This is a genomic window from Aliiroseovarius crassostreae, from assembly GCF_001307765.1.
Classification (GTDB): Bacteria; Pseudomonadota; Alphaproteobacteria; order Rhodobacterales; family Rhodobacteraceae; genus Aliiroseovarius; species Aliiroseovarius crassostreae.
Map to the genome: position 1 here is coordinate 86,133 of NZ_LKBA01000023.1, position 25,754 is coordinate 111,886.

The following is a 25,754-nucleotide window of genomic DNA, read 5'->3' on the forward strand; positions in this document are numbered from 1 at the left end:
GTTGGCGTGTCTCATCACGAAGATACCCATCAACCTGACCTCAATTGCCTTAGCGCCCGTTCTGGCTCCGGGCAAGGCCTTTGAAATGCGAACGGGCGCCCGAAGGCGCCCGCTGCATTGACTTCATAGCCTGTGCTTATTTCAGGACCGGTCAGGAAATCATCGTCAGCAGCGTGTCCAGAGACTGCTTTGCATCGCCATAGAACATGCGGGTGTTTTCCTTGAAGAACAGCGGGTTCTCGATGCCGGAATACCCGGTGCCCTGCCCGCGTTTCGAGACAAACACCTGTTTGGCTTTCCAGCATTCCAGAACCGGCATCCCGGCGATCGGGCTGTTCGGATCTTCCTGGGCGGCCGGGTTCACGATGTCGTTTGACCCGATCACGATGGCCACATCCGTTTCCGGGAAGTCATCATTGATCTCGTCCATTTCCAGCACGATGTCATAAGGCACTTTGGCCTCTGCCAAGAGCACGTTCATATGCCCGGGCAGACGACCCGCAACCGGGTGAATGGCAAAACGTACATTCTTGCCCTTGGCGCGCAAGCGACGTGTCAGTTCCGCCACGTTCTGCTGGGCTTGCGCCACAGCCATACCGTAGCCGGGAATGATCACAACGCTGTCGGCATCTTCAAGTGCTGCAGCCACGCCGTCTGCGTCGATGGCGATCTGTTCGCCCTCAATCTCCATCGCCGGACCGGTGGTGCCACCGAAACCGCCCAGGATCACGCTGATGAACGACCGGTTCATGGCCTTACACATGATGTAGGACAGGATCGCACCGGACGACCCCACCAGCGCGCCAACCACGATCAGAAGGTCATTGCCCAGCGAGAAGCCGATTGCGGCAGCCGCCCAGCCCGAGTAGCTGTTCAGCATCGACACAACCACCGGCATGTCCGCACCACCGATCCCCATGATCAGGTGATAGCCGATGAAGAAGGCCGCCAGCGTCATGATGATCAGCGGCAGGATGCCACCGGAATTGAAATACCAGACAAGACAGACCAGTGACAGGATCGCAGCCCCAGCATTGAGTGCATGTCCACCGGGCAGCTTTTCAGCGGCCGAGGAGACTTTGCCCGCCAGCTTGCCATAGGCAATCACAGATCCCGTAAAGGTCACGGCCCCGATGAAGACCCCCAGAAACAGCTCAACCCGCAGGATGTTCTGTTCAACGATGTCCTTCTTGGCAATGAGGGCCGCAAACCCTTCGAGGCCTTTCTTGGCGGCCTCCTCCATGCCCAGCACATTGACCAGTTCGATATGCGCATTGAAGCCCACAAACACTGCGGCCAGCCCCACCAGAGAGTGCATCGCGGCCACAAGCTGCGGCATCTCGGTCATCTGCACGCGCTGTGCCACATAGGTGCCGATCACGCCGCCAATGGCGATCAGGATGATCGACAGCCACCAAAAGCCCGCTCCGGGACCGATAAGCGTGGCAAACACCGCCAGCGCCATGCCGACAATACCATACCAAACCGCGCGTTTTGCGCTTTCCTGCCCCGACAGACCGCCAAGGGAGAGGATGAACAGAACTGCTGCAACAACATATGCAGCCGTGGTGAAACCAAATTCCATGATCCCTACCCCCTTAAGATTTCTGGAACATGGCGAGCATGCGCCGTGTCACAAGGAAGCCGCCGAAAATGTTGATCCCGGCCATGAAGACCGAAAGCGCGGCAAGGATGACCACCAGGGCCGAGCTTGTGCCGATCTGCATCAGCGCCCCCAGGATGATGATCGACGAGATCGCATTGGTCACCGCCATCAGCGGTGTGTGCAGCGAATGCGCCACATTCCAGATCACCTGGAAGCCCACGAACACGGCCAGAACAAACACGATGAAGTGCTGCATGAAGCTGGCCGGTGCCACGAGGCCAACCCCGAGGAGGAGCGCGCCACCAATGGCCAGAAGCGTGACTTGATTTTTGGTTTGCTGTTTGAATTCAGCAACTTCCAGCACCCTCTTCTCTTCCGGTGTCAACTCTGGAACCACCTCTTTCGGCTTGGCGGCAATCGCCTGCACCTTGGGCGGCGGTGGCGGGAAGGTGATCTCACCCTCAAAGGTCACGGTTGCACCGCGGATCACGTCATCTTCCATGTTGTGGTTGATCTGCCCGTCCTTTTCGGGGGTCAGGTCGGCCATCATGTGGCGGATGTTGTTGGCGTAAAGCGATGAGGCTTGCGTGGCCATGCGCGAGGGGAAATCGGTATAGCCGACGATTGTCACACCATTGTCGGTGACAATCTTCTCGTCCATCACGGTGCCTTCGGCATTGCCGCCCTTCTCGGCTGCAAGGTCAACGATCACCGAGCCGGGTTTCATCGCCTTGATCATGTCCTCAAGCCACAGCTTGGGCGCTTCGCGGTTCGGAATGAGCGCGGTGGTGATCACGATGTCCACCTCGGGCGCCAGTTCGCGGAACTTGGCAAGTTGCGCTTCGCGGAACTCGGGGCTCGACACCGATGCATAGCCACCGGAGGCCGCACCATCCTGCTGTTCTTCTTCGAAATCGAGATAGACGAACTCCGCCCCCATCGATTCAACCTGTTCGGCCACTTCCGGGCGAACGTCGAACGCATAGGTGATTGCCCCCAACGAGGTCGAGGTGCCGATTGCGGCCAGACCAGCCACACCGGCACCCACAACCAGAACCTTGGCGGGCGGAACCTTACCGGCTGCGGTCACCTGACCGGTGAAGAAACGGCCAAAGTTGTTACCCGCCTCGATCACCGCGCGATAGCCTGCGATATTCGCCATGGACGACAGCGCGTCCATTTTCTGGGCACGCGAAATACGTGGCACCATCTCCATCGCAATCACATTGGCGCCAGATTTTTTCGCCTTTTCCATCCCATCTTCGTTTCCGCCGGGATTAAAGAAGGAGATCAGCGTCTTGTCCTTGGTAAGACGCTTCAGTTCCGTATCATTCGGCTGGCGCACTTTTGCGATGATATCGGCCTCTTTCCAAAGGCTTGCCGCGGTTTTGACAATCTCTACACCAGCCTCCCTGTAAAGCTCATCCGAAAACCCGGCAGCGAGCCCTGCCTTGGTTTCAATCAGGCATTCATAGCCAAGCTTCTGCAGCATCCTGGCGCTTTCAGGGGTCATCGCGACCCGATTTTCGCCTTCAAATATTTCCTTGGGAACACCAATCTTCACGTGTCTTTTCCTCTTCTCCCATCTTAGGGATGGCCCACCGGTCCATGCCGCCAGACATCCCTAGTTATTCATGCAATCTACGCTGTAATCTTGGCAAAGATACGCAGACGCAGCGTAACATCCTAACGTTTTTTGCCGCGCTGCGACAATTTTGTTTCAAAAACCTATCAGATCCAGCGGCGAACCTTTCTGCTCCACTCCTCAAATTCAGCCCCGTAAAGCGCCCGCAACCCAGCCTCTTCCCCTTCAATAAATCGTTTATTTATCAAAAAGATAAACAGGGGAACAAAGAGGATGGCAGGGGCGATGTTCCACCACAGAACTGCCCCCAGCAACACCAGCGCATCCCCCAGATAGATCGGGTTACGAGAGAAACGGTAGATGCCGCGCTGCAGAAATGCGGTCGGGGTCGCGCGTGGCATGATGGTTGTGCGCGCGCGAAGAAACTCCCACATCGCGCACAGCATCAAACCAATCCCAAACATGATGAACACCGCCCCCAGTTCCGGGAGTGCCAATGGGCCAAACCCGACCTCCGGCACAGCAAGATGCAACGCATAGGTCCCGGCCAGCAGGCCCAACAACCACACGGGCGGGAGATCAAGCAGTTGCATCGTACATTTCACGACTCTTTTCAGCGAATTTCCGACCATTAGTAACATTTCCGAAAGGTTTAGCAATCGCTTCTGTTCGTCCCCCCTCTCCGGCGCGCGCCAATGCGTTGCTTTTCCCTTCGGAGGTTTAACTGCGGGGAGCGATAAAGGTCCCGTTTCTGAGGTCAGACATGGCCTGGCGAAGCTCGTCTTTGGTGTTCATCACAATCGGGCCGTGCCAGGCCACCGGCTCGCGGATCGGCGCCCCCGCCACCAGAAGAAACCGCAGCCCGTCAGGACCAGCCTGCACCCGGACCTCATCACCTGCGCCGAACCGGACCACGGTACGATTTCCGGACAGATCCCGGATATTCACCTCACGCCCCCCCACTTCCTTTTCAAGCAGAACCCCTTGGGGGGCAGCGGCATCTGCGAAAGCTCCGGCCCCCTCAAACACATAGGCAAAGGCCTGACGGCGGGTATCAATAGGCAGGGATTTCGTGACACCGGCGGGGATGGACACATCAAGGTAAAGCGGGTCAGCGGCGATCCCGTCTACCGGGCCAGTGCGCCCCCAGAACCCGCCCACAACAACCCGCACCACTGTGCCATCATCTTCTTCGATCACCGGGATTTCGGCGGCGGGCACGTCCTGATAATTGGGGGTGGTCATTTTCAGCTCTCTGGGAAGATTGGCCCACAGCTGAAACCCATGCATCTGCCCTTGCGGGTTGGCGCTCGGCATTTCCTGGTGCATGATGCCCGACCCGGCTGTCATCCATTGGATGTCACCCGCCCCGAGGCGTCCCTTGTTGCCCAGGCTGTCTTCGTGTTCGACCTCTCCCGCCAGCACATAGGTGATGGTCTCAATGCCGCGATGGGGGTGCCAGGGGAAACCCTGCCCGTAAAGCGCAGGATCATCCGAACGGAAATCGTCAAAGAGCAGAAACGGGTCAAAGGATTTTGGATCATGAAACCCAAAAGCCCGATGCAGATGAACGCCTGCGCCTTCTAGCGTAGGCTGGGCGATATTTTGGGACAGAACAGGACGAAGTGACATGGAAACCTCCTTGATCAGGCTGTGTCCATGATATGGGGTGGCCCGGCCACTTCGCAATTGCGCACAAATGCTCACCTCGAAAACAGAAAAGCACAGATCCCGGCCTTGCTGATGGCCCGCTTATGGGTTGCAGTTTTCGTTCTCAAAACAGATCTTGGGTCCGTTCCGGGGCTTTGTCACAACCAGATCCGTCATGTTGCGTGAGAAGATGCCAGTCCAGTCCCCCGAAAAAATCGGCAGATAAACTACGTTTGTTTCCACAATCACCAGAAACTCACCCAGATACATCAACGGGATCGCCTCTCTGTAACGTTCCTGAATGTCAGTTGTCGTCAGTTCCGGCACACTTGCGGCAGGATAAGATTTGGACCAGACCTTTCTCAGAACCCGGCTTTCTTTGCCGCAGGCGGAAAGACATTTAACCTCGGTCACCCTGATCCAGGCCCCCGGGTTGTTGTTTGTCAGATAGCGAAACAGCTTGTGATAGCCCTGCAAATCCGCTTCGGTCACATTGTCATCACGCGAAATCAGATCGGAAATGGCGTAGTTTGCTTTCAGGGACAGGCTTTTTTCACGAAAGACATCAAAAAAGGTAAAGCCAATCATGAAGACGGTGAACACAAGCGGGATGAGGATGACGGATTCAACCGTAATCGAGCCATCATGCCGCGCCAGAAAAGACCGCAGGTGATATTGAACCGGTTTTTTCATCATTTCGGCTCCGCAACGTAAGTGGACCAAGACGACATGACCGACCCACCCGACGCATCCCGCGGCAAGTCCAGAACGAAGGGGGTTGGTGCAAAGAACGGGTCCATCACCAGGCAGGCCCGCACCAGGGTTGGCACCTTGTCAGTGCCCGGGGCAAACCGCAGATCCGCCGGATCAACCCCATTCACACGGTCACGGCAGGCGATCTTGCCCGTGGGCAGGGTCCAGGAACTGTCAAGGGCGCGCACGTCAATTGACAGATCGGTTGTGCAGGTGGGGAAATAGATCATTTCGCTGCACATTCTGCGCTTCATCTCTTCAGGTGTCGCCGGCAGCATGGTTCCGAGGCGCAAAGACCGGATGCTCAGATCCAGCGCACGTTCCAAAAGAACGGTGCGAAAGGTGAAAAACCCGATTTCGAACGCGGTAAAGAAAATTGTCATGAACAACGGGAAAAAGATCACGAACTCAATGGTCGCGTTGCCGTTTTCCCGCTTCAGCCGCCGTTTCAAACCTTTGCACCAAGCCATCATCACTCTCCCGAAACCTTCACCCGGATCATTGTGTCAATCGCAGGCGGGAAATGTCCTGCCCGATTGCGGAAAAGGCTTGTTCCAATCCGGAACCATCAACCTTGAAATAATATCCAGCCCCTGAGGAGCATCTTTCCAGAACGCTGCCCCCATCGCTGCCCCCGGCTGTCTCAAGCTCGATCGTATAGACCTTGATCCCCTGGTTTTTTGCCGCATCACATTGGTCCAGCAGCAATTGATCCACCGCTTTGTCAGGATCCGCATTCGACAGGCTGGTTCCGGGGGTGCTCAGGAAACTGAACTTATCAAAATACTTGGTTGTGAACCCAGCTTTCCAGAACTCTTCATAGCGCAGCTGCACGGCAGAACCGGGTTCTTCCTGATCCCAGCAGTCAGTGTAATATCCACGGGACCAGCTGTATCGCCTTACACAGGCGCGGTAAGATCCACTGCCATAGGGATGATCAGCGGTGCGCGGGGCGGATGCCGGCACATTACGCCAGTGATACAGACCAGTATTTGCATCATAGATCGACATGATACTTTGATCAGACAGATTGTCATAAGACTGAGAGTTGTTTCGCCAGAACGGGGACGGACCTGTGCGCCGCCCGTCTTTCAAACGACGATAGGAGGAGTTCAATCCATCCGTCATCAACACAACAATCTTGGATGTCTCAACAGCAGAAGGGTCATAGGGACGGCTGGCAAAACCCGAATAGACGATGTTGTCATCAATCAATCCCTGAACGACGCTGTTTGCATCTTTCATCAAAAGCGCAACACCCCATTTCATCCCGATATGGATTGCGGTTCCGCCAAGCGCATCCAGCGCCTCGATATCCTGAACCAGATCCTCTGCAGAATCCTCAAGCGGGGCGATTTCCCGCCACGGCGCCGTGAAACAGCTCCACCAAGTGTCTTTGGATGTGGCCGCAGCTCCGGACGGTTCAACCCACCCGTTGGGGTCCACCCAACTGCGATAGGTCAGACCGTAATACTTGGCAGCCTGACGCAAAGGAGAGCTCGGATCGATCCCGGCAATAGAAAAATCGCCGTCCATGAAGGTCGCACAATGGCTGTCATCCTGCTGATCCACAAGATTGTACTGTTTCAACAGGTCCTTTCCGACCGACACCTGCGATGCGTAGGGCACAAGCGACAGAGAGGTGTTCTTTTCCGCGTAAGTACAATTGGTTGAGGTGCTGGTATCTTCCGGGTTGCACAGCAGCTGGTTGGAAAATTTCTTTGCCGCCTGCTTCAACTCGTAAAGTTTCGTATTGCCGCTGGCGGACGGGTCTCCCATCGATCCTGAAACATCAACAACAAGCGAAACCTCAAGATATTTCACAGCTTGTCGGGCGCTACTGACGGCAACGGCATCCAGCCCCTTAAAGTCAATCAATTGCAGCAACAATGGCTCGACATGCATTTTTGCCTTCGCGCTGACCTCACTATGGGTTGCACTGGCATCCACCACGATATCCGCAGGATCAATGTAGTTCCCCAACCCGGCGGAATCGAAATAGGATTTCACAACCGCCGCTCGGTCTGTGGTCTGATCGGGATGGGCACCGGCCAGGATGGCACGATCCAAGGTGGCCTGAAGGCGGGTGCGCTGCGCCTCGTAATGCATGAAATCCACGCCAAGCCCTGCGATGATCAGCATGCCCACGATCATGAACAGCATGAAAACGACAAGCGCGCCATCTTCGTCCCGCTGGAAGCGCAGGACATGATCAACAAGCTTCGAACCGATACGCGCATTACGAGTTTTCCATTCTGCAAAGCGCATCATGAAATCCCCTTTCCTCAATACAAACAGGCCAAATTGGTCCCGACAAAATCGCCGACACCAACGCCACCCAAACCCCACTTGGAGAGAGTTAACCTTATCCTTGTGGCGAAATTAGGGCATTCTCATTCTTCAAACCCGCCCAACAACACCCAATCAAGCCTTTGTTTTAAAATACTTTCTTGTTTCCCATAGGTCAATTAGCACCGTTCACATTTCTCATTTTCGGGATGTGTTGTTAACTAAAGCGGCCTAGGCTGTGCGTGAAAGTGACGCAGGGTGCGATTCGCCCGGCGTGTGTCACCGGTCAGCAGTCAGGAGCATCAAATGACCCGAACACAAGAACCTTCATTCCGTGAATCCGTGGATATCATGTTCGACCGTGCGGTCGAGATCATGGACCTCCCCCCCGGACTGAAGGAAAAAATCCGTGTGTGTAACGCCACATATACCGTGCGGTTCGGCGTGCGGTTGCGCGGCGAAATCCGCACCTTTGTTGGGTATCGCGCCGTGCATTCCGAACATATGGAACCGGTAAAAGGAGGCATCCGTTACGCCAGTGCCGTGAACCAGGACGAGGTCGAAGCTCTGGCCGCCCTGATGACCTATAAATGCGCGCTGGTCGAAACGCCTTTTGGCGGTTCAAAAGGCGGGCTGTGCATTGATCCGCGCGAATATGAAGAGCATGAGCTGGAGCTGATCACCCGTCGGTTTGCCTATGAACTGGCCAAACGCGACCTGATCAACCCCTCGCAAAACGTTCCCGCCCCCGATATGGGCACCGGCGAACGCGAAATGGCCTGGATTGCGGACCAATATGCCCGCATGAACACCACCGACATCAACGCCAAGGCCTGTGTCACCGGGAAACCCACCCATGCGGGCGGGATCTCGGGCCGGGTCGAAGCAACCGGGCGTGGGGTCCAATACGCGCTGAGAGAGTTCTTCCGCCACGAGAAAGACAAGGCAATGGCCGGCCTGTCCGGAAAGCTTGAAGGGAAGCGTATCATCGTCCAGGGCCTTGGCAATGTGGGCTATCACGCGGCCAAATTCCTGTCAGAGGAAGATCACGCCCTGATCACCGGCATCATTGAACGCGACGGCGCGCTGGTCGATGAGAGCGGGCTGGATGTGGAAGCGGTGCGCAACTGGATCGGCGCCAATGGCGGGGTTTCCGGCTTCCCGGACGCGACCTATGTCGAAAACGGGCGTGCGGTGCTGGAAAATGAGTGTGATATTCTGATCCCGGCGGCCCTGGAGGCCGTGATCGACCTGACGAACGCCGATCGGATCAAGGCACCGCTGATCATCGAAGCGGCCAACGGTCCCGTCACCGCTGGCGCCGATGATATCCTTCGTGAAAAGGGCTGTGTGATCATCCCCGATATGTATGCCAACGCAGGCGGCGTGACCGTTTCCTATTTCGAATGGGTCAAGAACCTCAGCCATATCCGGTTCGGCCGGATGCAGCGTCGCCAGGAAGAGGCACGTCACCAGCTTGTGATCGACGAGCTGGAGCGGCTTGACCGCTACCTGGGGGACGCCTGGTCGATGACGCCGGAGTTCAAAGAGAAATATCTGCGCGGCGCAGACGAGCTCGAACTTGTGCGCTCGGGGCTGGATGACACGATGCGCACCGCCTATCAGGCCATGCGGGACGTGTGGCATTCACGCGACGATGTGCCTGATCTGCGCATGGCCGCCTATCTGGTGGCGATTGACCGGATCTCCAAAAGCTATCGCGCCAAGGGCCTCTGAGCTTTTATCGCCAATCAAAAGAACAAAAGAAAAGGCCGCGCGATATCCAGCCCTTTACCATAAGTGTTGCAAAATAAGATTTTGGTTGGCCAGTTTCTGGCCAATCTTATCCCACAATAATAAGAAAAACTCGGAAAAACCGGGAGAGAAAGTGTGGGAACAGCCACGAAGAAATCTTCGTCAGGCGCTCGTAGGCGCTTACCTTTGCCTTCCTTTGGCATCAGCGTAAATTTCTGCCGAAATCCTCAGTGTGATTTCTTTGCAGAGACTCCAGACCCATTCGACAGAAGAGGGCAAAATCGGAGCAAGGTCAAGCCGAACATGCCGCGCGGCAGGGTCATCGGATCCGGCGATGAAAAGACCTTCCAGTGTGGCGGGTGCGGAAAGACCTCAATCATCAAGAACAACAAGGCGATCATCGAAGAATATCGTCGCCTTCGTCGGAAGTTCCGCCCTGAATTTCCAAGAGATGCCTGTTCCACCGAGGAGTGCGTAAATCACGGGAAGACCCAATCCGAGAACCCGGAGCTATATCAAAAGCGGGGACGACGCAGAAAGGCACGCAACGCTGGAAATGCAAATCCTGGCCGTATCACACGAAATCGGAGCCGCATCGCTCTATGCGCATACTGACCGACCGGGAGAGCATGGCACCTGATCGTCGAGCACGCCTTATGCGTCTGGCGACGCTACGGAGCGTTGATGCCTATTTTCATAAGGTCCGGAGCAACCTGAAGTTCGCGGAACGTCCTTCTCACACGCCAAGCGCCAACGGCCGCGCCTGACATCGGCATTACCTCTACAACCCGGAAACCATGGTGAAAATCGTCGATATTTTTCGCTTCACGCATAACTGGATGGGCAGGCGCTCAACGAAAGAAACCCCAGCGATGAAGCTGGGGTTGGCCAGAGGCAAGGTCAATGCGAAGGATCTGTTCAGTTAGCGGCGATCTGACAAGCCTTTTATGATCCAGCAGAAAACCACCTATTTCTCACTGGGTTAGATTTAAGGGAGTTAGTATCGTGATGCGCAATATCGTTTTTGTTGGAACTTTATGTGCAGGAGCAGTTTTGGGAGTGGCAGAGAATGCCAATCCGATTGTTTCCCAACAACAATTTCGAAATCTCATCGGTGAAACTTGCTTGGGAACAATCGCGTTGAGGGACCCGGTTTGGTATCGCATGGGAGGAAACGGAAAGGGATCAGAAGCCGGTAAAGAATTGGTAATCGTCGGAAAACTACCTTCTGATGTCGAGAACTGAAGCAGCCCAGAGATCTCCTCTGGGCTGCAACACTTATGGTAAAGGGCTGGGCGCGATATGCGTGGCCTTTTTTTTACCCGAAGATGAAGATACAGACGCCAAAGGGTGGATTACTTGCGCAAACGATCCGCCTGCGCTGCATCCTGAATGGCCCAGTATTGCAATGCATCACGGATCCCTTCCGCAGCCTGCGACCGCCATTTCGCCGAGGTCATCCGCTCAAGATCCTTAGGCGAAGACATGAAGCCAAGCTCCAGCAACACCGACGGAATGTCCGGTGCTTTCAAAACCGAAAACCCTGCCTCCATCCGAGGGGTTTTGTAAATCGATCCCGTTGCGGAATGAATGCCTTCAACCAGCGCATCAGCCAAGGCACTCGAGCGGGGGGTGGTTTCCCTGCGCGCCAGATCCATCAGCACAAGCGCCACCTCATCATCCTGTTCCCGCAGGTCCACCCCGGCCAGCAGGTCCCCCCGATCATGACGCTCCGCCAGTTTCTGAGACGCGAGATCCGTGGCTTCTTTGGACAGGGTATAGACCGTGGCCCCCGTGGCACGCCCCTGTGCCAGAGCATCCGCATGCAGCGAGATGAACACATCTGCCCCGGCATGGCGGGCAATGGTTACACGTTCCTCCAATGAAACGAAGCTGTTGTCATCACGGGTCAGCACAACATCAAACCCACCTGCCCGACGCAGAACGTCCCGCAACTCACGCGCAAATGTCAGCACCAGATCCGCCTCAACCACGCCATCGCGTTCCGCGCCCGGATCAATTCCCCCATGACCGGGGTCCAGAACCACCCGCAACGCGGCCTGCCCACGCTGGTGGGGTTTACCGACGGCATCGCCGGATCCCGAAGCGAACACAGGACGGGTAGCACCCAGAGCCGGTGCCCCGGCGGTCTGTGCAAATTCCTCGTCCGAGACCGGCACGAGACGCAGGTGCAATCGCGCGCCCTGATCGCCCGTCGTCATTTGTGATGTCTTGATTTTCAGCGGCTCTGCCAGATCCAGCACAAGCCGCGTCCATCCCGGTCGATATAACCCGGCCCGCAAATCCGAGATCCGGTCGCTTTCATAAAGCACCGCCTCGCGGTCAAGCCCGGTCCAGTCCAGCTCTGAAAAATCAATCACCAGACGCCGGGGTTGTGTCAGCGTGAAAACGCGCCAGGGCACGGCGCGTGTCATGTCAATCTGAAGCTCAAGGCTGCGCCAGTTTGCCTCCAACGTCACCCCATCACCCGCCAGACGGGCCAGCGCGGACAGCTTTCCGGCCTGGCCCGGTATCGACTGCCCCTCTGCCAGCGCAGGGGTGAGCAGCAGACCGAAACAGACCACAAGACAGTTGAAAAAGCTGGTGAAACGACAAATTGAGCGCAAAGGGCTGCTCCGTTCAGGATTGGGGCCGAGGGGCGGGATTGGGGCGATCATAGCAAACCGCCCCTCCCCCTGAACACCCGTTTTGCCCCGGCTCACGGGCACCGGATTACTGGGGGCACCGCGTTATTGGGGCAACGTGTTATTGGGCGGACCGAATGTCCGAGACAAAAGCCTCCATCTGCGCCAGCGGCATATACCCGCGCGCAAGCTGTTCCCCCATCACGAAGGCAGGCGTTCCGGTGATCTGCAGACGGCGCGCAAGGGCGTGGTTCTCGCCAAGGATTTCATCAACACGATCCGCCGTCATCCCCTTTGCAATCGCTTTGCCATCCAGCCCGAGATCATCCGCCAGTGCGATCAGATTGCCAATGCTGGCCGATCCCTGCAGGGTGATCAGCGCCGGGTGCAGTTTTGCATATGCATCCTCACCAAACAGAAGTTGTGCCGAGATCGCAAACCGCGACGAATTCAGGCTGTCTTCGCCCAGGATCGGGTATTCTTTCAGGATCAGGCGGATGCCCTTGTCTTTCTCCAGAAGTTCGGTGACCTCGTCATAGGCCTTGCGGCAATAGCCACAACGGTAATCAACAAATTCAACGATCGTCACATCCCCGTCGGGATTTCCAGCCACATGCGAATAGCCATCGTTGAACAGAGCTTCTGCATTGACCCGCACCAAGGCCAGATCATCCATCTCTGCCTGCGCCGCCTGACGCTCTTCCAGAACGCTGACCGCCTCCATGATCACTTCGGGGTTTTCCAGCAGATAAGCCCGCACCTCATTGCGAAACGCTTCTCGCTCCGCCTCGCTCATGTTGCTCAGATCAATTGCTGCAGCAGGCAAGGCGGTGCCAATCATCAAAGCGGTGCCCAGAAGGGTGTGTTTTGCACGGGAAAAACGTTTCATGGGGTTCTCGTTCCGAAAAAGACAAATCCCTTTCGACATATGCGATTGCAGCCGATGCGCCAAGCCTGATCCGATCAAACCCGCGCGAGGTCGCGCGGCAGATGGTCCCAGCCTGCCCCCTTCCTTCCTTACCACAGGTTGACTTTACGCCATTTGCGCGGCACCTGTCCGGCAAACCGGATCAGAGTTCGAGGATCGACATGCGCAAATCTACCCGCGGCCAGGTGGCCCCCTTTATCGTGATGGATGTCATGGAATCCGCCCGCGCCGCCGAAGCCGCCGGGCGCCATATCATCCATATGGAAGTGGGCCAGCCGTCAACGCCCGCACCGCGTGCGGCCCGTGAAGCATTGCTGCGCGAGATGGAAAAAGACGCGTTGGGATACACGGTTTCCCTAGGGCTTCCAGAACTTCGAGAAGGCATCGCAACACTTTATAAAGATTGGTATAATCTTGATCTGAACCCTGCGCGTGTGGTGATCACACCGGGCAGCTCAGGGGCATTTATCCTTGCCTTTTCCGCCTTGTTTGATGCGGGCGACAAGGTGGGGCTGGGCGAACCCGGTTACCCGTCTTACCGGCAGATCCTCAAGGCCATGAGCATCGAAGCTGTCGGGTTGCAGACCGCCCCTGAAAACCGTTATCAACCGGTCCCATCAGACATTCCCGAAGGCCTTCAGGGCATGTTGACCGCCTCCCCCGCCAACCCCTCTGGCACGATGCTGGACCATGGTGCGCTTGAGGCGTTGATCGGGAAATGTCACGCGCAGGGCACCAGCTTCATCTCGGACGAGATCTATCACGGGCTGCAATATGGCGGTCGTGCGATTTCGGCACTGGAAGTGTCCGACGACATTTACGTGATCAACTCCTTCTCGAAATATTTCTCGATGACCGGTTGGCGCGTAGGGTGGATGGTCGTGCCCGAGGATCACATCCGCCACGTTGAACGTATCGCGCAGAATATGTTTATCTGCGCCCCTCATGCCAGTCAGGTGGCGGCGATTGCGGCGCTGAAGTCACATGAGGAGTTGGATGCAAACCTAGATACTTACGCAATAAATCGTCAAATCTTGACGAAAGAACTCCCCAAGATCGGATTTGGCAAATTTGCGCCAGCGGATGGTGCGTTCTACATCTATTGCGATGTCAGTGAACATACCAACGACAGCCGGGCCTTTGCCGCCGAAATTCTGGAGAAGGCAGGCGTCGCGGTCACGCCCGGCCTGGATTTCGACCCGCGCCGGGGCGCACAGACCCTGCGCTTTTCATATGCCCGCTCGACGGCGGATATCAAAGAAGGGGTGGCACGTCTGGCAACATTCATGGCCGGGCGGAAGGCAGACACCTAAAGCGTTTCGGTTTTAACCTGACACAGGGCAAAAACACAGGGCAAAACCGAAACGCGGCAAGAGATCTCAATGTCGTGGGCGTTTCGGAATAAACATGTATCTCAAGTTTATCCCGAAACGCTTTAACCCGTAGCGGCCCGGATCCGACAGAAGATTGGACCGGCAGTCTGGGGCGGCTGACAGGACAGCAGACGCGTCAGCTAACGGGGAAAACAAAACACACCCGGCGCCTCAGGCCGACAGGGCTTTTCCAAAAACACGCCCCAGTCGGCTGACCCCGTCCAGATATTGCTGATAGCTGGTCGCATTGGCTTTGACCCCATCCAGCCCATCCAGAAGGGTCTTTGCCATTTCGCTCGCCAGGACATCCAGCACCACACGCCCCAGCGCGGCCTGATCTTCGAACCAATCCGCCAGCACCGAGGAGAGCTGCGCCATACCTTCGGCCACCTCCTCCTCTGCAGCGGAGGTTTTCACTTCCATCATCTCATGCCCATGAGGCGAATTGAACAGAGCTTCCATCCCCGCCCCCCCCTTGGCCAGCAACGCGGCAACCAGCGTATCCGTCACCGCACGCGAGGGATCGCGCAGCAGTTCTCTGCGCAGATCACAGACGGCCTGGGCGAAAAACACCACAACAAGGCGGCGAAACAGGTCCTGTTTGTTGCGAAAGTGAAGGTAAAGCGCCGCCCGCGACATGCCAGCAGCCTTGGCGATATCCTCCATCGACGAGCGGCGAAACCCATATAGCCGGAACACCTCCAGCGCGGCCATCAGAATGGCCATCTGCTTGTCGTCGACGGTTAGATCCGCAGGGGTTTCGGGCATGTTCTGGCTTTCAATCCGGCAAGAGGTCTGAAGCGCCAATCTGACATTTTCGTCAAATTTTGTCAATTGACTTACTGACACTTTAGGCTCATTTTGTCATTGCGCAATTACTCGCTGCGGAGGATCCCGATGTCTCAGCCCACGCCCCGAACCCTTGTTATCAACAACATCCCTCATCAGGTCACTTTGCCCGGTGACGTGCCCCTTTTATGGGTGTTGCGCGACGAACTTGGCCTGATCGGCACGAAATACGGCTGTGGTGTTGCGGCCTGTGGCGCCTGCACCGTGCATATTGACGGAGAAGCGGTGCGCTCTTGCCAGGTGCTGCTGGAAGACATCGACGGGCCAGTGACCACAATCGAAGGGATCGGAACACCAGAGGCGCTCAGTGCCCTGCAAGAGGCGTGGGTACGCAACCAGGTGGCGCAATGTGGGTATTGCCAGTCGGGACAGATCATGCAGGCGGCCGCCCTTCTGGCAGAAAACCCTGCCCCAACGGATGATGACATCAACGAAGCAATGTCCGGCAACCTGTGTCGCTGCGGCACCTATCCCCGGATCCGAGCCGCCATCCATGATGCGGCCAAAATGATGGAGGTTTCCTGACATGGGCAAATTGAAGACTTTCACCCGACGCGCCTTTCTCGTCACCTCAACCGCCGTGGTGGGGGGCGTAGCCTTCGGGGCGTATCAATTGGCCAAGACCCCGGACAATCCCTTGCCGGAAGGGGACGGCGCATTGAACCCATGGGTGGTGATCAATCAAGACGGGGTGAGCGCAGTGGTGCCGCATTCCGAAATGGGCCAAGGCGTGATGACCACGCTTGCCGCAATGGTGGCGGAAGAGCTGGACGTGGATCTGGACGCCGTGACGGTCCTGCACGGCCCCGCAGCCCAGGCCTATTACAACAGCGCCCTGGCAACCGATCGCCACTACAAAGCAAGCCAGGACCCTGCCCCCAATGGCTGGGCGGCCTCTCTCACGCAGGCCTTTCCGAAACTTCTGTCGCTACAGATCACCGGTGGATCGACCTCCGCACTGGACGGAATGCAGCAGATGCGCATGGCGGGGGCCTCTGCCCGCGCCACATTGCTCATGGCGGCGTCGCAGCAATTGAATATCGGGCAGGATCGTCTGCGCACGGAAGACGGCCATGTGATTGCGCCGGATGGCACACGCCTCAGCTATACGGAACTGGCCCCGCGTGCCGCCACGCTTGACCCGGAACAGACCCCACGTCTGAAATCCCCTTCCGAATGGCGCTATCTGGGCAAAAGCCAGCCGCGCAAGGATCAACCGCTAAAAGCAACCGGCACCGCGACATTTGGCATGGATGTCCGCCTGCCCGGCATGAGGTTTGCCTCCGTTCGCATGTCCCCTCGACTGGGGGGCGAGATGATCTCTTTTGACGCCAGCACTGCCGAAACCATGCCGGGGGTCGAGAAAGTAGTCGATCTGGGCAATGGTGTGGCGGTGATTGCACGCAACACATGGCTTGCGATCGAGGCTGTAAATGCGATTGACGTCACCTGGGGAGACGCTCCCTACCCCCCTGAAAGCGATGCGATCTTTGAAAAGATCGAGACCGCTTTCGATCAGCCCGCCAACTGCACCTTGCGCGATGAAGGGAACGCCGACATCGCCTTTACAGGCGATGCCCTGACCGCGGAATATCGCGTGCCGTATCTGGCCCATGCGACGATGGAACCGATGAACTCCACCGCGCTTTACACCGATGGCAAGCTAGAGGTCTGGTCCCCCAACCAGGCCCCGGTTCTGGTGCGCGACACATGCGCAGCCGCTGCCGGGCTGGATGCCGAGAATGTTGAGGTGCATACGACCTTTCTTGGTGGCGGGTTTGGCCGGCGCGCCATGGTGGATTTTGCCGAGATCGCCACGCGGGTCGCCCTCACCTTGCCCGGCACCCCGGTGCAGACCACCTGGTCGCGCGAAGAAGACATGCGCCATGATCACTATCGCCCCGGAGCCATCGCCCGGATGCGCGGGGTGCTGGAAAACGGCCGGATTGCTGCGCTGGACGGCCAGATGGCCGCCCCATCAATCATGAAACAGCTTCTGACCAACATGCTCGGGGTCGAAATGACCCCGTCGGACAACACCCTTACCGAAGGGGCGCATGACCAGCCCTATAACATTCCCAATCAGCGGTTCAGAGGATACGCGGCGGATGTCGCGATCCCGGTTGGGTTTTGGCGCTCGGTCGGCTCCAGTCAGAACGTTTTTTTCCACGAGAGCTTTATCGACGAACTGGCCCATGAGGCAGCTGTGGACCCGCTGGAATTCCGCCTGCGCCACATCCGCCCACAGCACGCCCCCTCTGCCACGGTTCTGGAAACCGTGCGCGACATGTCGGGCTGGAGCGGCAAGACCGCGGACAATATCGGGCGCGGCGTGGCATTTGGGTTTACCTTCGGCACCGCGGTGGCCCAGGTGGTGGAAGTGGAACGCGATGCAGAGGGGGTGATCCGCCTGAACGACATGTGGATCGCAGCAGATCTAGGCACGGTGCTTGATCCGCTCAACGCAGAGGCCCAACTGACCGGGGGCGCCGTTTTCGGCCTGTCAGCTGCCATCCACGGACAGATCACCTTTTCCGACGGGATGGCTGAACAGGAAAACTTCCCGGATTATGACGCGCTGCGCATGGGGGTCACGCCCCGGTTCCATGTCAAGCTTTTGCAAAACATGGAACGGATGGGCGGGGTTGGCGAACCGGGCACCCCACCGGCCGCACCTGCGCTGGCCAATGCGCTGTTTGACCTAACCGACACCCGCGCACGCCATCTACCCCTGATGGAGCAGTTCCAGTTTTTTAGCTGAACCGCGGCCCTCCACCGGATTGTTTCCAAATGGGAGATCTTTAGAAACACGCGGTTTCTTCACAAAATATCGCATCTTTACCGTAGTTCGCGCCATTTTCGCCTAAATTCTGGCTAAATTGTCTGAGAAATCGGAACAATCGAGGGGGTAGTCTGTGAAACGCCCCCCAATTGACGGCAGGGCAAACACAAAATGGCAACTTATACGGTAGAGTTCTATGATACGGACCCGCTGTCCATTCTTGGACAGACGGTTGGGGCCACCGTATCCTGGTCCGGTCCAGGCACCGCTGCCGGTGTTGCCATCATTACCGACAATGAAACCGGCATCGAAGGGCTGACACTTGACGATGACGATGGTGGCGGAGAGACGGCCACGGCAGATGTCACCCTCGGCACGGGCAGTTCAATCGGGGTATCGGTTGAAGCCGAAGAAATGTGGACGCTGCGCGACACCGTCACCGGCGAGGAATTTCAGGTTGCCACGTTCCACGTCCTGGCCGGGGACGCCGCAGGATATTACACCCTGTCCGAAGTGCCGCTTGTGCCAGGGCGCTCATACGAGGTCGTGGAGTTTGACAGTGCGCCCGATGTCACCGCTGGTGATATTGCCTTTACCTATTCCGACCAATTCCTCGGGGATGATCTGGTTGACGGCACCAGCGGGAATGATGTCATCGACGCAGGCTATGTGGGTGACCCTGAAGGCGACACCATTGACGACGGGCACGGGTCCGGCGCCACCGGCCAGGGCGACGAGGTTGAGGCAGGCGGTGGAAATGACACCGTTCTCGCCGGGGATGGCGATGATCTGATCTATGGGGATTTTGGCCACCCCGATACCCCCCCCGCCGCAGAAGAGGTGCTCGACTGGACGGATCAGGGCACGCAAGGCGCCGATCTGACCGGGGGGTTTACCCAAAACACAGGCGAGATTGATGTCACGATCGGGTTTTCCGATCCGGGCAACAACGCCACAACCTTCACGGTTGAAACCGGTAATACCCAATATGTTGGTTCTGACGGATACGACACCAACTCAGCTGGCCGCCTATATGGAAACGGCGATGCGGAAACGGCGGTCCTGACCGTCGATTTTGCGGCGGCCACCGGTGCAAATGCCACCGGAGAAGTTTCTGACGTTTCCTTCCGCATCAACGACCTTGACGCGGTTGCGGGCAACCATATCGACCAGGTCACAATCACCGCCTTTGATGCGGATGGGAACCCGGTGGCGGTCAACCTTACGGCGGGCAGCGGCATTCAGGTCAGCGGCAACACCGCAACCGGCAATGGCGACTATGAGACTTTCAACCCGGAAGGCTCGCTATTGGTCGAGATCCCCGGTCCGGTGTCACAAATCATCATTTCCTATGCGAATGGCGATACTGTCACCCATGCGGTCGACATTACCGACATTCACTTCACCCCGATCCCGATGTCCGGGGATGACAGCCTGAGCGGCGGGGCCGGAAATGACACGATCTATGGGGAAGACGGGGATGACACGCTGGTCGGAGGGGCCGGTCAGGACCACCTTTATGGTGGGGATGGCGCAGACGAATTCTCTGTGGGTGCGGGCGATGTGGCCGAAGGTGGGGCTCACTCTGATATCTTCAACCTCGACCTGACCGCCGCGCTGGATGGCTCTGGTCCGACAATCACCGTGGATGGCGGCGAAGACGCGGATGACAGCGACATCGATACGCTCGACCTCAAAGGGCTGGTCAATAACTGGTCTGATGTGGTGTTCGATCCGAACAACGCCGAAAACGGCACCGCCACCCTGACCGATGGCACAGTGGTCACTTTTTCCAATATCGAAAACCTGATCATCTGCTTTACCCGTGGCACCCGGATTGAAACCCCCTATGGCCCCCGCCCGGTTCAGGATCTGCGCCCCGGCGATCTGGTCATCACCCGTGATAACGGGGCCCAGCCCCTGCGCTGGATTGGATCCAAGACCGTAGCTGGACAGGGGGATCTAGCCCCGGTTCGCTTTGCCAAGGGGGCCTTTGGCAACAACCGCGCCCTGCTGGTCAGTCCGCAACACAGAATGCTCTACCGTGGGGCGGATGCAAATTTGTTATTTGACCAGAGTGAAGTCATGATCCCCGCCAAGCACCTGATCAACGGGCGCACGATCTTTCAAGAAGACCGCCACGAGGTGACATATTATCACCTGCTCTTCGATCAGCATGAGGTGGTGTATTGCGAAGGTGCTGCGAGTGAGAGCTTTCACCCCGGCCATCAGGGCCTGGCCGCTATCAGCCTCGCGGCGCGCGAGGAGTTGTTTACCCTGTTCCCAGAGCTGCGGTCAGCGCCAAACAGCTATGGCCAAACCGCGCGTATGGTCTTGCGCCATCACGAAGCCCGCACGCTGAACTTGGCTGCCTGATTGATTGAATTCGCTTCAAATCCGAAACAAAAAGCGCAGCCAAACACTGATAATTCGCAAAATTTTCAGTCTTTTTTTCCTTCTCACACCCAATCTTAAGCCGCAACAGGCAAGCTGCCAAAATCTGCGCGTATGGAGGGGGAACCTATGGCAACAGGGTATCTGGTGCAACTTGGTGATAGTTCACTGGACAGCGGCGACGCAATCATCGGTCCTACGACCAGTTTTACGATCGATACAATCCTTGGCAGCGGAAGCTGGACCTGGAGCGGCACATATGGCGGCACCACCTATACCAATGAAACCGAGACGGGGACATATTATCTGGGCTCGGATGGGAATATCTATTTCACCTCAAACAATGGCCCGGTTGATACAATTTCGTCCGCATCCGTCATCTCTGCGCCAAGCTATTCCACAGCGGATGACGTGCTGACCGGAGGGGATGGCGCGGATGTGATCGACACGAGCTTCACCGATGAAGACGGGGAAAAGGTCGACGGGGGGGACGGCGCCACCGGGGACAATGCAGATGTGGTTGATGCGGGCGCAGGCGACGATTACGTGGAAGCCGGTTATGGCGACGATACGATCTATGGCGGCACAGGATCCGACACGATCGAGGGGGGCGATGGCAACGACAGCATTTATGGCGATGACGACCTCTCCAGTGTCACGCCTGAGCCGATCACGATCCACGAAGGCAATTTCACCGACACTACAAATGGGTATACGGTCACCGCGCAGAATGTTGTTGGCGGGTCGCTGACCACCGCGAGCAGCAGCAACATTGCCACTTATTCCGGCGGCGGGTTCGGCGCGAGCGGCACCGTCTCTGACAGCGACAGCTCGGTCACCTCCCAGATTGGTTATGACCTTGCTTCGGGCCTGTCCGAAAACGTGACGGTCACACTCGATGGGGAGGCAAGTGAAGCAAGTTTCAGCTTTGCCAATCTCTACACCTCAACCTATGCAGAAGCCGGTCATTGGGCGATCTACAATGATGGTGTTCTGGTTGCGGAAGGCGACTTTACCGAACAAGGCGCGGGCACGGGAAGTGGCACGGTGGACATCTCCGGGCACGGGAATTTTGACCAGATTGTCTTTACCGCCCTTCCCCAGACAGACGGCACGGATGGATCGGACTATCACCTGACCTCGGTCAGTTTCACCCCGGTCCCGGTCGACCCGATCGCCGGGAATGACAGCCTTTCGGGGGGCGCTGGCGATGATTTTATCGATGGCAACGGAGGGGATGACACGCTGACCGGCGGGTCGGGATCCGACACGCTTCATGGAGGAGACGGAGAGGACCTGATCCATGTCGGGGCGGGCGACACCGCTTCGGGTGGGACCGGATCGGACCGGTTTGAACTGAACCCGACGGATGCGCTGGATGGTTCCGGCCCGACCATCACCCTGGATGGCGGCGAAGACGCAGATGACAGCGACATCGATACGCTCGACCTCAAAGGGCTGGTCAATGACTGGTCTAATGTGGTGTTCGATCCGGACAACCCCGAAAACGGCACCGCCACATTGTCAGACGGCACCGTGGTGACCTTCACGAATTTCGAACAGATTATCATATGTTTTACAGGCAGCACGCGGATTGAAACCCCTTTCGGGCCACGCCCCGTTCAAGATCTGCGCCCGGGGGATCTGATCATCACCCGTGACAATGGGTTGCAGCCCCTGCTCTGGATCGGGAAGAGCCATGTCGCAGCCCAAGGCAGGCTGGCCCCCATTCGCTTTTGCAAAGGCGCGATTGGAAATTCCCGCCCGCTTCTTGTCAGCCCGCAGCACCGGATCTTGTTGAAGTCCCCCAAGGCGACCCTTCTCTTTGACACGCCCGAAGTCCTTGTTCCGGCCTGCCACATGATCAATGGCGAAACCATCTACCGGGAGGCGGCATCAGAGGTGACCTATTATCACCTTCTGTTTGATCAGCACGAAGTGATTTATTCCGAAGGGGTCCCGACCGAGAGCTTTCACCCGGCCTGGCCCACACTTGGTGGGCTGGACACCCAAACAAGGGAGGAGGTGCTTGCCCTGTTTCCCGCGCTGCGCTGCTCAAACACCGGCTATGGCAAGACAGCCCGCAGCGTGCTGCGCCGTTACGAAACGCGCCTCTTGCTGGCGGGGTGACGCTCCCAAACGGGTTTCACGCTCAGGCTTTGGTCGCCTTCCAGGCGCGAGCCGCGTTGCCGAAAGCTTCGAACAGGGGGCGGGACACCGGGTCTTCGGCCGCCTTATATTCCGGGTGCCATTGCACCGACAGCGTGAACCCCGGCGCATCCCGGATGACAATTGCCTCGGGCGTCTCATCATCCGCATGGCCTTCGATCACCACACGAGGGCCTGCGGTCTTGATCCCCTGCCCGTGCAGCGTGTTGGTGCGCACCGTGGTTTTGCCCAGCAATTTGTGAAACGCCCCCCCTTGGGTGAAATGCACGTCATGCCGGATTTCAAATTTTTCATCAAGCGTGCCATCCGGGGGCATCCGGTGGTTCATCCGGCCGGGAAGTTCACGGATTTCCGGGTAGAGCGTGCCGCCCATCGCCACATTCACCTCTTGAAACCCGCGACAGATCCCAAAGAAGGGCTGGCCGCGGTCGACGCAGGCCCGGATCAGCGGCAGGGTAATCGCATCCCGGCAACGGTCAAACTCGCCATGCGCCTCGGTGGGATCTTCGCCATATTCCTCAGGATGCACGTTGGGACGCCCCCCGGTGAACAGAAAGCCGTCGCAGACATCCAGCAATTCGTTCACGCAGACAAAATCCGGGTGGCTGGGCACGATCAGGGGCAGGCAATGCGCCACCTGACTGATCGCCTCTGAATTCATCGTTCCGCCCGCATGGGTGGGGTATTGATCATTCAAGGTGTAGAAATTGCCGATGATACCAATGACGGGGCGGGTCATATGTGCTCCGATTTAATGCGTCTTTCTAAAGTGTTTCGACTTATTATTGAGACACAATAACGAGGCGAAACGCTCGAAACCTACTGATGTTGCGGGCGTTTCGAAATCAACTTGTGTCTCAAGTTAATCTCGAAACGCTTTAGGATGATAGCAGATCGGGAATGACGGGCGAAGCCTAGATTGGGTTTCGCCCCGAGGAAGTTTACGACCCGCGCGCTGAACTTGGCAAATGCGGTGCAACCGCGACCAGAGCCCGCGCCCGCCCGCCCTCGGATGTGGCATTTTCATATTGGTGGTCGTAATCCGCATCAAAATAAAAGGCATCCCCCTGAACAAGAAGATGGCGCCGACCATGAATGGTCAGGGCGATCTGCCCCTCGATCACATAGACCAGTTCACCCCCTTTATGGGCATGGGGTTTTGAAGGGCGCCCTGTTTCAGGAAACTCGGCCAGATAGGCTTCGAGCAGGCGATCGGGCACCGGAAAATCCAGGCTTTCGAACAGGTAGGACACGCCCTCCTGCCCGTCGATCGGCAGTGTGATCCGGTCCTCGGCGCGCACATGCACGGCTGTCGGCCGGGCATCTTCCGGGGTGAAAAAGTGATCCAGCCCCACGCCGAACACAAGGGAGATGCGCACAAGAGTTGGCAATGTGGGCACAACCACACCGCGTTCAATCTTGGACAGCATCCCGGCGGAGAGGCCGGTATGTTCCCCCAATTGCGCCAGCCCCAGCCGCTTGTCGGTGCGCAACTGGTGGATTTTCGGACCGATTCGGTAGGCGTCGATCTGCTCGATCAGCGTGTCTGACAACATGGGGGTGTTCCTTTCCTTTTCGGTTTCTTTTGCCCCTCCGGAAAGAAGGCACAGATTACTTTACTCACATTACAGAATTATTCACATCACGAAAAAGTGGGTTGAGATGCAGGTAACTTTTCACATCATGAAATTATTGTTCTCTAAATTCAAAACAAAAAAGGAGCGTTACAATGTCGTTCAAGACGCTGAACCTGAAAAACACCACTCTTGCACTGGCCCTGGCGATGGCCCCCCTTGCTGCCTGCACCTCATATGCCGGGAGCGGCCCTGATATCGTGGACACTGCGGTCTCAGCCGGGAGCTTCAATACGCTGGCGGCTGCTCTTGATGCTGCTGACCTTGTCGAAACCCTGAAAGGCGACGGCCCATTCACTGTCTTTGCCCCCACGGACGAAGCCTTTACCGCCCTGCCGGAAGGCACCGTGGAGACGCTTCTGAAGCCTGAAAACAAGGATCAGCTGACCGCAATCCTCACCTATCACGTGGTGCCTGGAAAAGTGATGTCCGGCGATGTGGTGCAACTGACCTCTGCCACCACCGTCAATGGCAGCGACGTGTCCGTGAAAGTCATGAATGGCAGCGTGATGATCAATGACGCCAAGGTCACCACCGCAGATGTGGGTGCAAGCAATGGCGTGATCCATGTGATCGACAAGGTGCTGATCCCCGCGAATTGAGGCCCAAGTATATCAGGCCGGAGCATTTCGGGCCGGCCGCGTCAGGTTTGGCGCGGCCACTCTTAAACACGGAAAGGAAATGTTATGACTTATACCCATCTTGTCACCCTGATCCTCGTCTGTATCGGCGGGGTGAACTGGGGCCTTGTCGGCCTTGCGAATTTTGATCTTGTTGCGGCGCTGCTGGGCGACATGTCAATCCTGTCGCGCATTGTCTATCTGCTGGTGGGCGTCTCGGCGGTCTATCAACTGGTTGGGGCCAGCCGGTGCCTGAAGGCAGCCGCCTGACCACAGAATTGAAACGGGGCTTACCCCTCGGCGGTAAGCCCCACCGCGTCAATTCCTGCCGCCCCTGCGAGCAGGTCATTTTCCGACGTATCCCCGGTGACACCAACCGCACCGATCACCGTGCCGGTATCATTTCGCACCAGAATGCCCCCCGGCACCGGCACCAGACGCCCGTTATAGGCGCCATTGGCAGCGAGGATGAAATAGCTCTGCGCTTCAGCCCGGTCGCGCTGGGCCGTGCCACCAATCCCCAGCATAATCGAGCCATAAGCCTTGCCCTGGGCAATATCGAACCGGCCCGGAGGGGCGCCTTCACCGCGTTCAAACGCAATCACATGACCGCCCGCATCCACCACCACAACCGACAGGGGCTTCATCCCCTCATCCCGGCCCTTTTCCTTGGCCACACGAATGATTTCGCGCGCCTGTTCCACTGTGAGTGTCATCACTTT

At 57.4% G+C, this 25,754-nt stretch carries 22 protein-coding genes; 9 read left to right on the top strand and 13 right to left on the bottom strand.

What is annotated here, in order from left to right:
• Positions 1-151: 151 nt before the first annotated feature.
• From AKJ29_RS16195 to AKJ29_RS16225, 7 genes are all read right to left on the bottom strand, one after another.
• Entirely contained in the window at positions 152-1,585 is a 1,434-nt protein-coding gene (locus tag AKJ29_RS16195) for an NAD(P)(+) transhydrogenase (Re/Si-specific) subunit beta (RefSeq protein ID WP_055192579.1), read from the bottom strand.
• 13 nt (positions 1,586-1,598) lie between these two features.
• Positions 1,599-3,170 (bottom strand): Re/Si-specific NAD(P)(+) transhydrogenase subunit alpha, encoded by a 1,572-nt coding sequence (locus AKJ29_RS16200; protein WP_055192580.1) that lies wholly within the window; start codon positions 3,168-3,170, stop codon positions 1,599-1,601.
• Between the two features lie 167 nt (positions 3,171-3,337).
• Positions 3,338-3,784 carry a methyltransferase family protein gene (locus tag AKJ29_RS16205; RefSeq protein ID WP_055192581.1) on the bottom strand — a complete coding sequence of 149 codons (447 nt, stop codon included), beginning with the start codon at positions 3,782-3,784 and terminating at the stop codon, positions 3,338-3,340.
• 127 nt (positions 3,785-3,911) lie between these two features.
• Positions 3,912-4,823 carry a pirin family protein gene (locus AKJ29_RS16210; protein ID WP_055192582.1) on the bottom strand — a complete coding sequence of 304 codons (912 nt, stop codon included), beginning with the start codon at positions 4,821-4,823 and terminating at the stop codon, positions 3,912-3,914.
• Positions 4,824-4,943: 120 nt separating this feature from the next.
• Positions 4,944-5,534, bottom strand: coding sequence for a TadE/TadG family type IV pilus assembly protein (locus AKJ29_RS16215; protein WP_055192583.1), 591 nt, complete (start codon positions 5,532-5,534; stop codon positions 4,944-4,946).
• Positions 5,534-6,064 carry a TadE/TadG family type IV pilus assembly protein gene (locus AKJ29_RS16220; RefSeq protein WP_055192584.1) on the bottom strand — a complete coding sequence of 177 codons (531 nt, stop codon included), beginning with the start codon at positions 6,062-6,064 and terminating at the stop codon, positions 5,534-5,536. Before AKJ29_RS16220 ends, AKJ29_RS16215 begins: the two co-directional genes overlap by 1 nt.
• A 28-nt stretch (positions 6,065-6,092) precedes the next feature.
• On the bottom strand, positions 6,093-7,865 hold the full coding sequence (locus AKJ29_RS16225) for a TadE/TadG family type IV pilus assembly protein (RefSeq protein ID WP_055192585.1): 1,773 nt from the start codon (positions 7,863-7,865) through the stop codon (positions 6,093-6,095).
• A 324-nt stretch (positions 7,866-8,189) separates the two neighbouring features.
• Here AKJ29_RS16225 and AKJ29_RS16230 point away from each other — a divergent pair, with 324 nt between their 5' ends.
• A complete protein-coding gene (locus AKJ29_RS16230) occupies positions 8,190-9,620 on the top strand; it encodes a Glu/Leu/Phe/Val family dehydrogenase (RefSeq protein WP_055192586.1) in 1,431 nt (476 codons plus the stop codon).
• Positions 9,621-10,646: 1,026 nt separating this feature from the next.
• A complete protein-coding gene (locus AKJ29_RS19525; RefSeq protein WP_235477634.1) occupies positions 10,647-10,883 on the top strand; it encodes a hypothetical protein in 237 nt (78 codons plus the stop codon).
• A gap of 110 nt (positions 10,884-10,993) precedes the next feature.
• On the opposite strand, the gene AKJ29_RS16235 is transcribed toward AKJ29_RS19525, so the two are convergent.
• Together AKJ29_RS16235 and AKJ29_RS16240 are read right to left on the bottom strand one after the other, a co-directional pair.
• The gene (locus AKJ29_RS16235; RefSeq protein WP_082392645.1) at positions 10,994-12,316 is read right to left on the bottom strand and encodes an N-acetylmuramoyl-L-alanine amidase; all 1,323 of its coding nucleotides are present in this window, start codon (positions 12,314-12,316) and stop codon (positions 10,994-10,996) included.
• A gap of 88 nt (positions 12,317-12,404) precedes the next feature.
• A complete protein-coding gene (locus AKJ29_RS16240) occupies positions 12,405-13,172 on the bottom strand; it encodes a DsbA family protein (protein ID WP_055192703.1) in 768 nt (255 codons plus the stop codon).
• Positions 13,173-13,372: 200 nt separating this feature from the next.
• On the opposite strand from AKJ29_RS16240, the gene AKJ29_RS16245 reads away from it, so the two are divergent.
• Entirely contained in the window at positions 13,373-14,524 is a 1,152-nt protein-coding gene (locus AKJ29_RS16245; protein ID WP_055192587.1) for a pyridoxal phosphate-dependent aminotransferase, read from the top strand.
• Between the two features lie 231 nt (positions 14,525-14,755).
• Here the strand turns inward: AKJ29_RS16245 and AKJ29_RS16250 are convergent, their stop codons facing one another.
• Positions 14,756-15,418, bottom strand: coding sequence for a TetR/AcrR family transcriptional regulator (locus AKJ29_RS16250; RefSeq protein ID WP_055192588.1), 663 nt, complete (start codon positions 15,416-15,418; stop codon positions 14,756-14,758).
• A 63-nt stretch (positions 15,419-15,481) separates the two neighbouring features.
• On the opposite strand from AKJ29_RS16250, the gene AKJ29_RS16255 reads away from it, so the two are divergent.
• The 4 genes from AKJ29_RS16255 (at position 15,482) to AKJ29_RS20385 (ending at position 22,739) form a co-directional block, all read left to right on the top strand.
• Entirely contained in the window at positions 15,482-15,958 is a 477-nt protein-coding gene (locus tag AKJ29_RS16255) for a (2Fe-2S)-binding protein (protein WP_055192589.1), read from the top strand.
• Between the two features lies 1 nt (position 15,959).
• Positions 15,960-18,194, top strand: a complete 2,235-nt coding sequence (locus AKJ29_RS16260; protein ID WP_055192590.1) for a xanthine dehydrogenase family protein molybdopterin-binding subunit — start codon at positions 15,960-15,962, stop codon at positions 18,192-18,194.
• Between the two features lie 192 nt (positions 18,195-18,386).
• Entirely contained in the window at positions 18,387-20,591 is a 2,205-nt protein-coding gene (locus tag AKJ29_RS20380) for a Hint domain-containing protein (protein ID WP_055192591.1), read from the top strand.
• A 147-nt stretch (positions 20,592-20,738) separates the two neighbouring features.
• The gene (locus tag AKJ29_RS20385; protein WP_055192704.1) at positions 20,739-22,739 is read left to right on the top strand and encodes a Hint domain-containing protein; all 2,001 of its coding nucleotides are present in this window, start codon (positions 20,739-20,741) and stop codon (positions 22,737-22,739) included.
• Positions 22,740-22,761: 22 nt separating this feature from the next.
• Here AKJ29_RS20385 and AKJ29_RS16275 read toward each other — a convergent pair whose 3' ends face one another.
• A complete protein-coding gene (locus AKJ29_RS16275; RefSeq protein ID WP_055192592.1) occupies positions 22,762-23,517 on the bottom strand; it encodes a gamma-glutamyl-gamma-aminobutyrate hydrolase family protein in 756 nt (251 codons plus the stop codon).
• A 202-nt stretch (positions 23,518-23,719) separates the two neighbouring features.
• The gene (locus AKJ29_RS16280; RefSeq protein WP_055192593.1) at positions 23,720-24,334 is read right to left on the bottom strand and encodes a cupin domain-containing protein; all 615 of its coding nucleotides are present in this window, start codon (positions 24,332-24,334) and stop codon (positions 23,720-23,722) included.
• 173 nt (positions 24,335-24,507) lie between these two features.
• Here AKJ29_RS16280 and AKJ29_RS16285 point away from each other — a divergent pair, with 173 nt between their 5' ends.
• Both AKJ29_RS16285 and AKJ29_RS16290 read left to right on the top strand, forming a co-directional pair.
• The gene (locus tag AKJ29_RS16285; RefSeq protein ID WP_055192594.1) at positions 24,508-25,014 is read left to right on the top strand and encodes a fasciclin domain-containing protein; all 507 of its coding nucleotides are present in this window, start codon (positions 24,508-24,510) and stop codon (positions 25,012-25,014) included.
• Positions 25,015-25,098: 84 nt separating this feature from the next.
• Complete coding sequence (locus AKJ29_RS16290) at positions 25,099-25,302, top strand: DUF378 domain-containing protein (RefSeq protein WP_055192595.1); 204 nt, start codon at positions 25,099-25,101, stop codon at positions 25,300-25,302.
• Between the two features lie 20 nt (positions 25,303-25,322).
• Here the strand turns inward: AKJ29_RS16290 and AKJ29_RS16295 are convergent, their stop codons facing one another.
• Positions 25,323-25,748, bottom strand: a complete 426-nt coding sequence (locus tag AKJ29_RS16295) for a GlcG/HbpS family heme-binding protein (protein ID WP_055192596.1) — start codon at positions 25,746-25,748, stop codon at positions 25,323-25,325.
• Between the last annotated feature and the right edge of the window lie 6 nt (positions 25,749-25,754).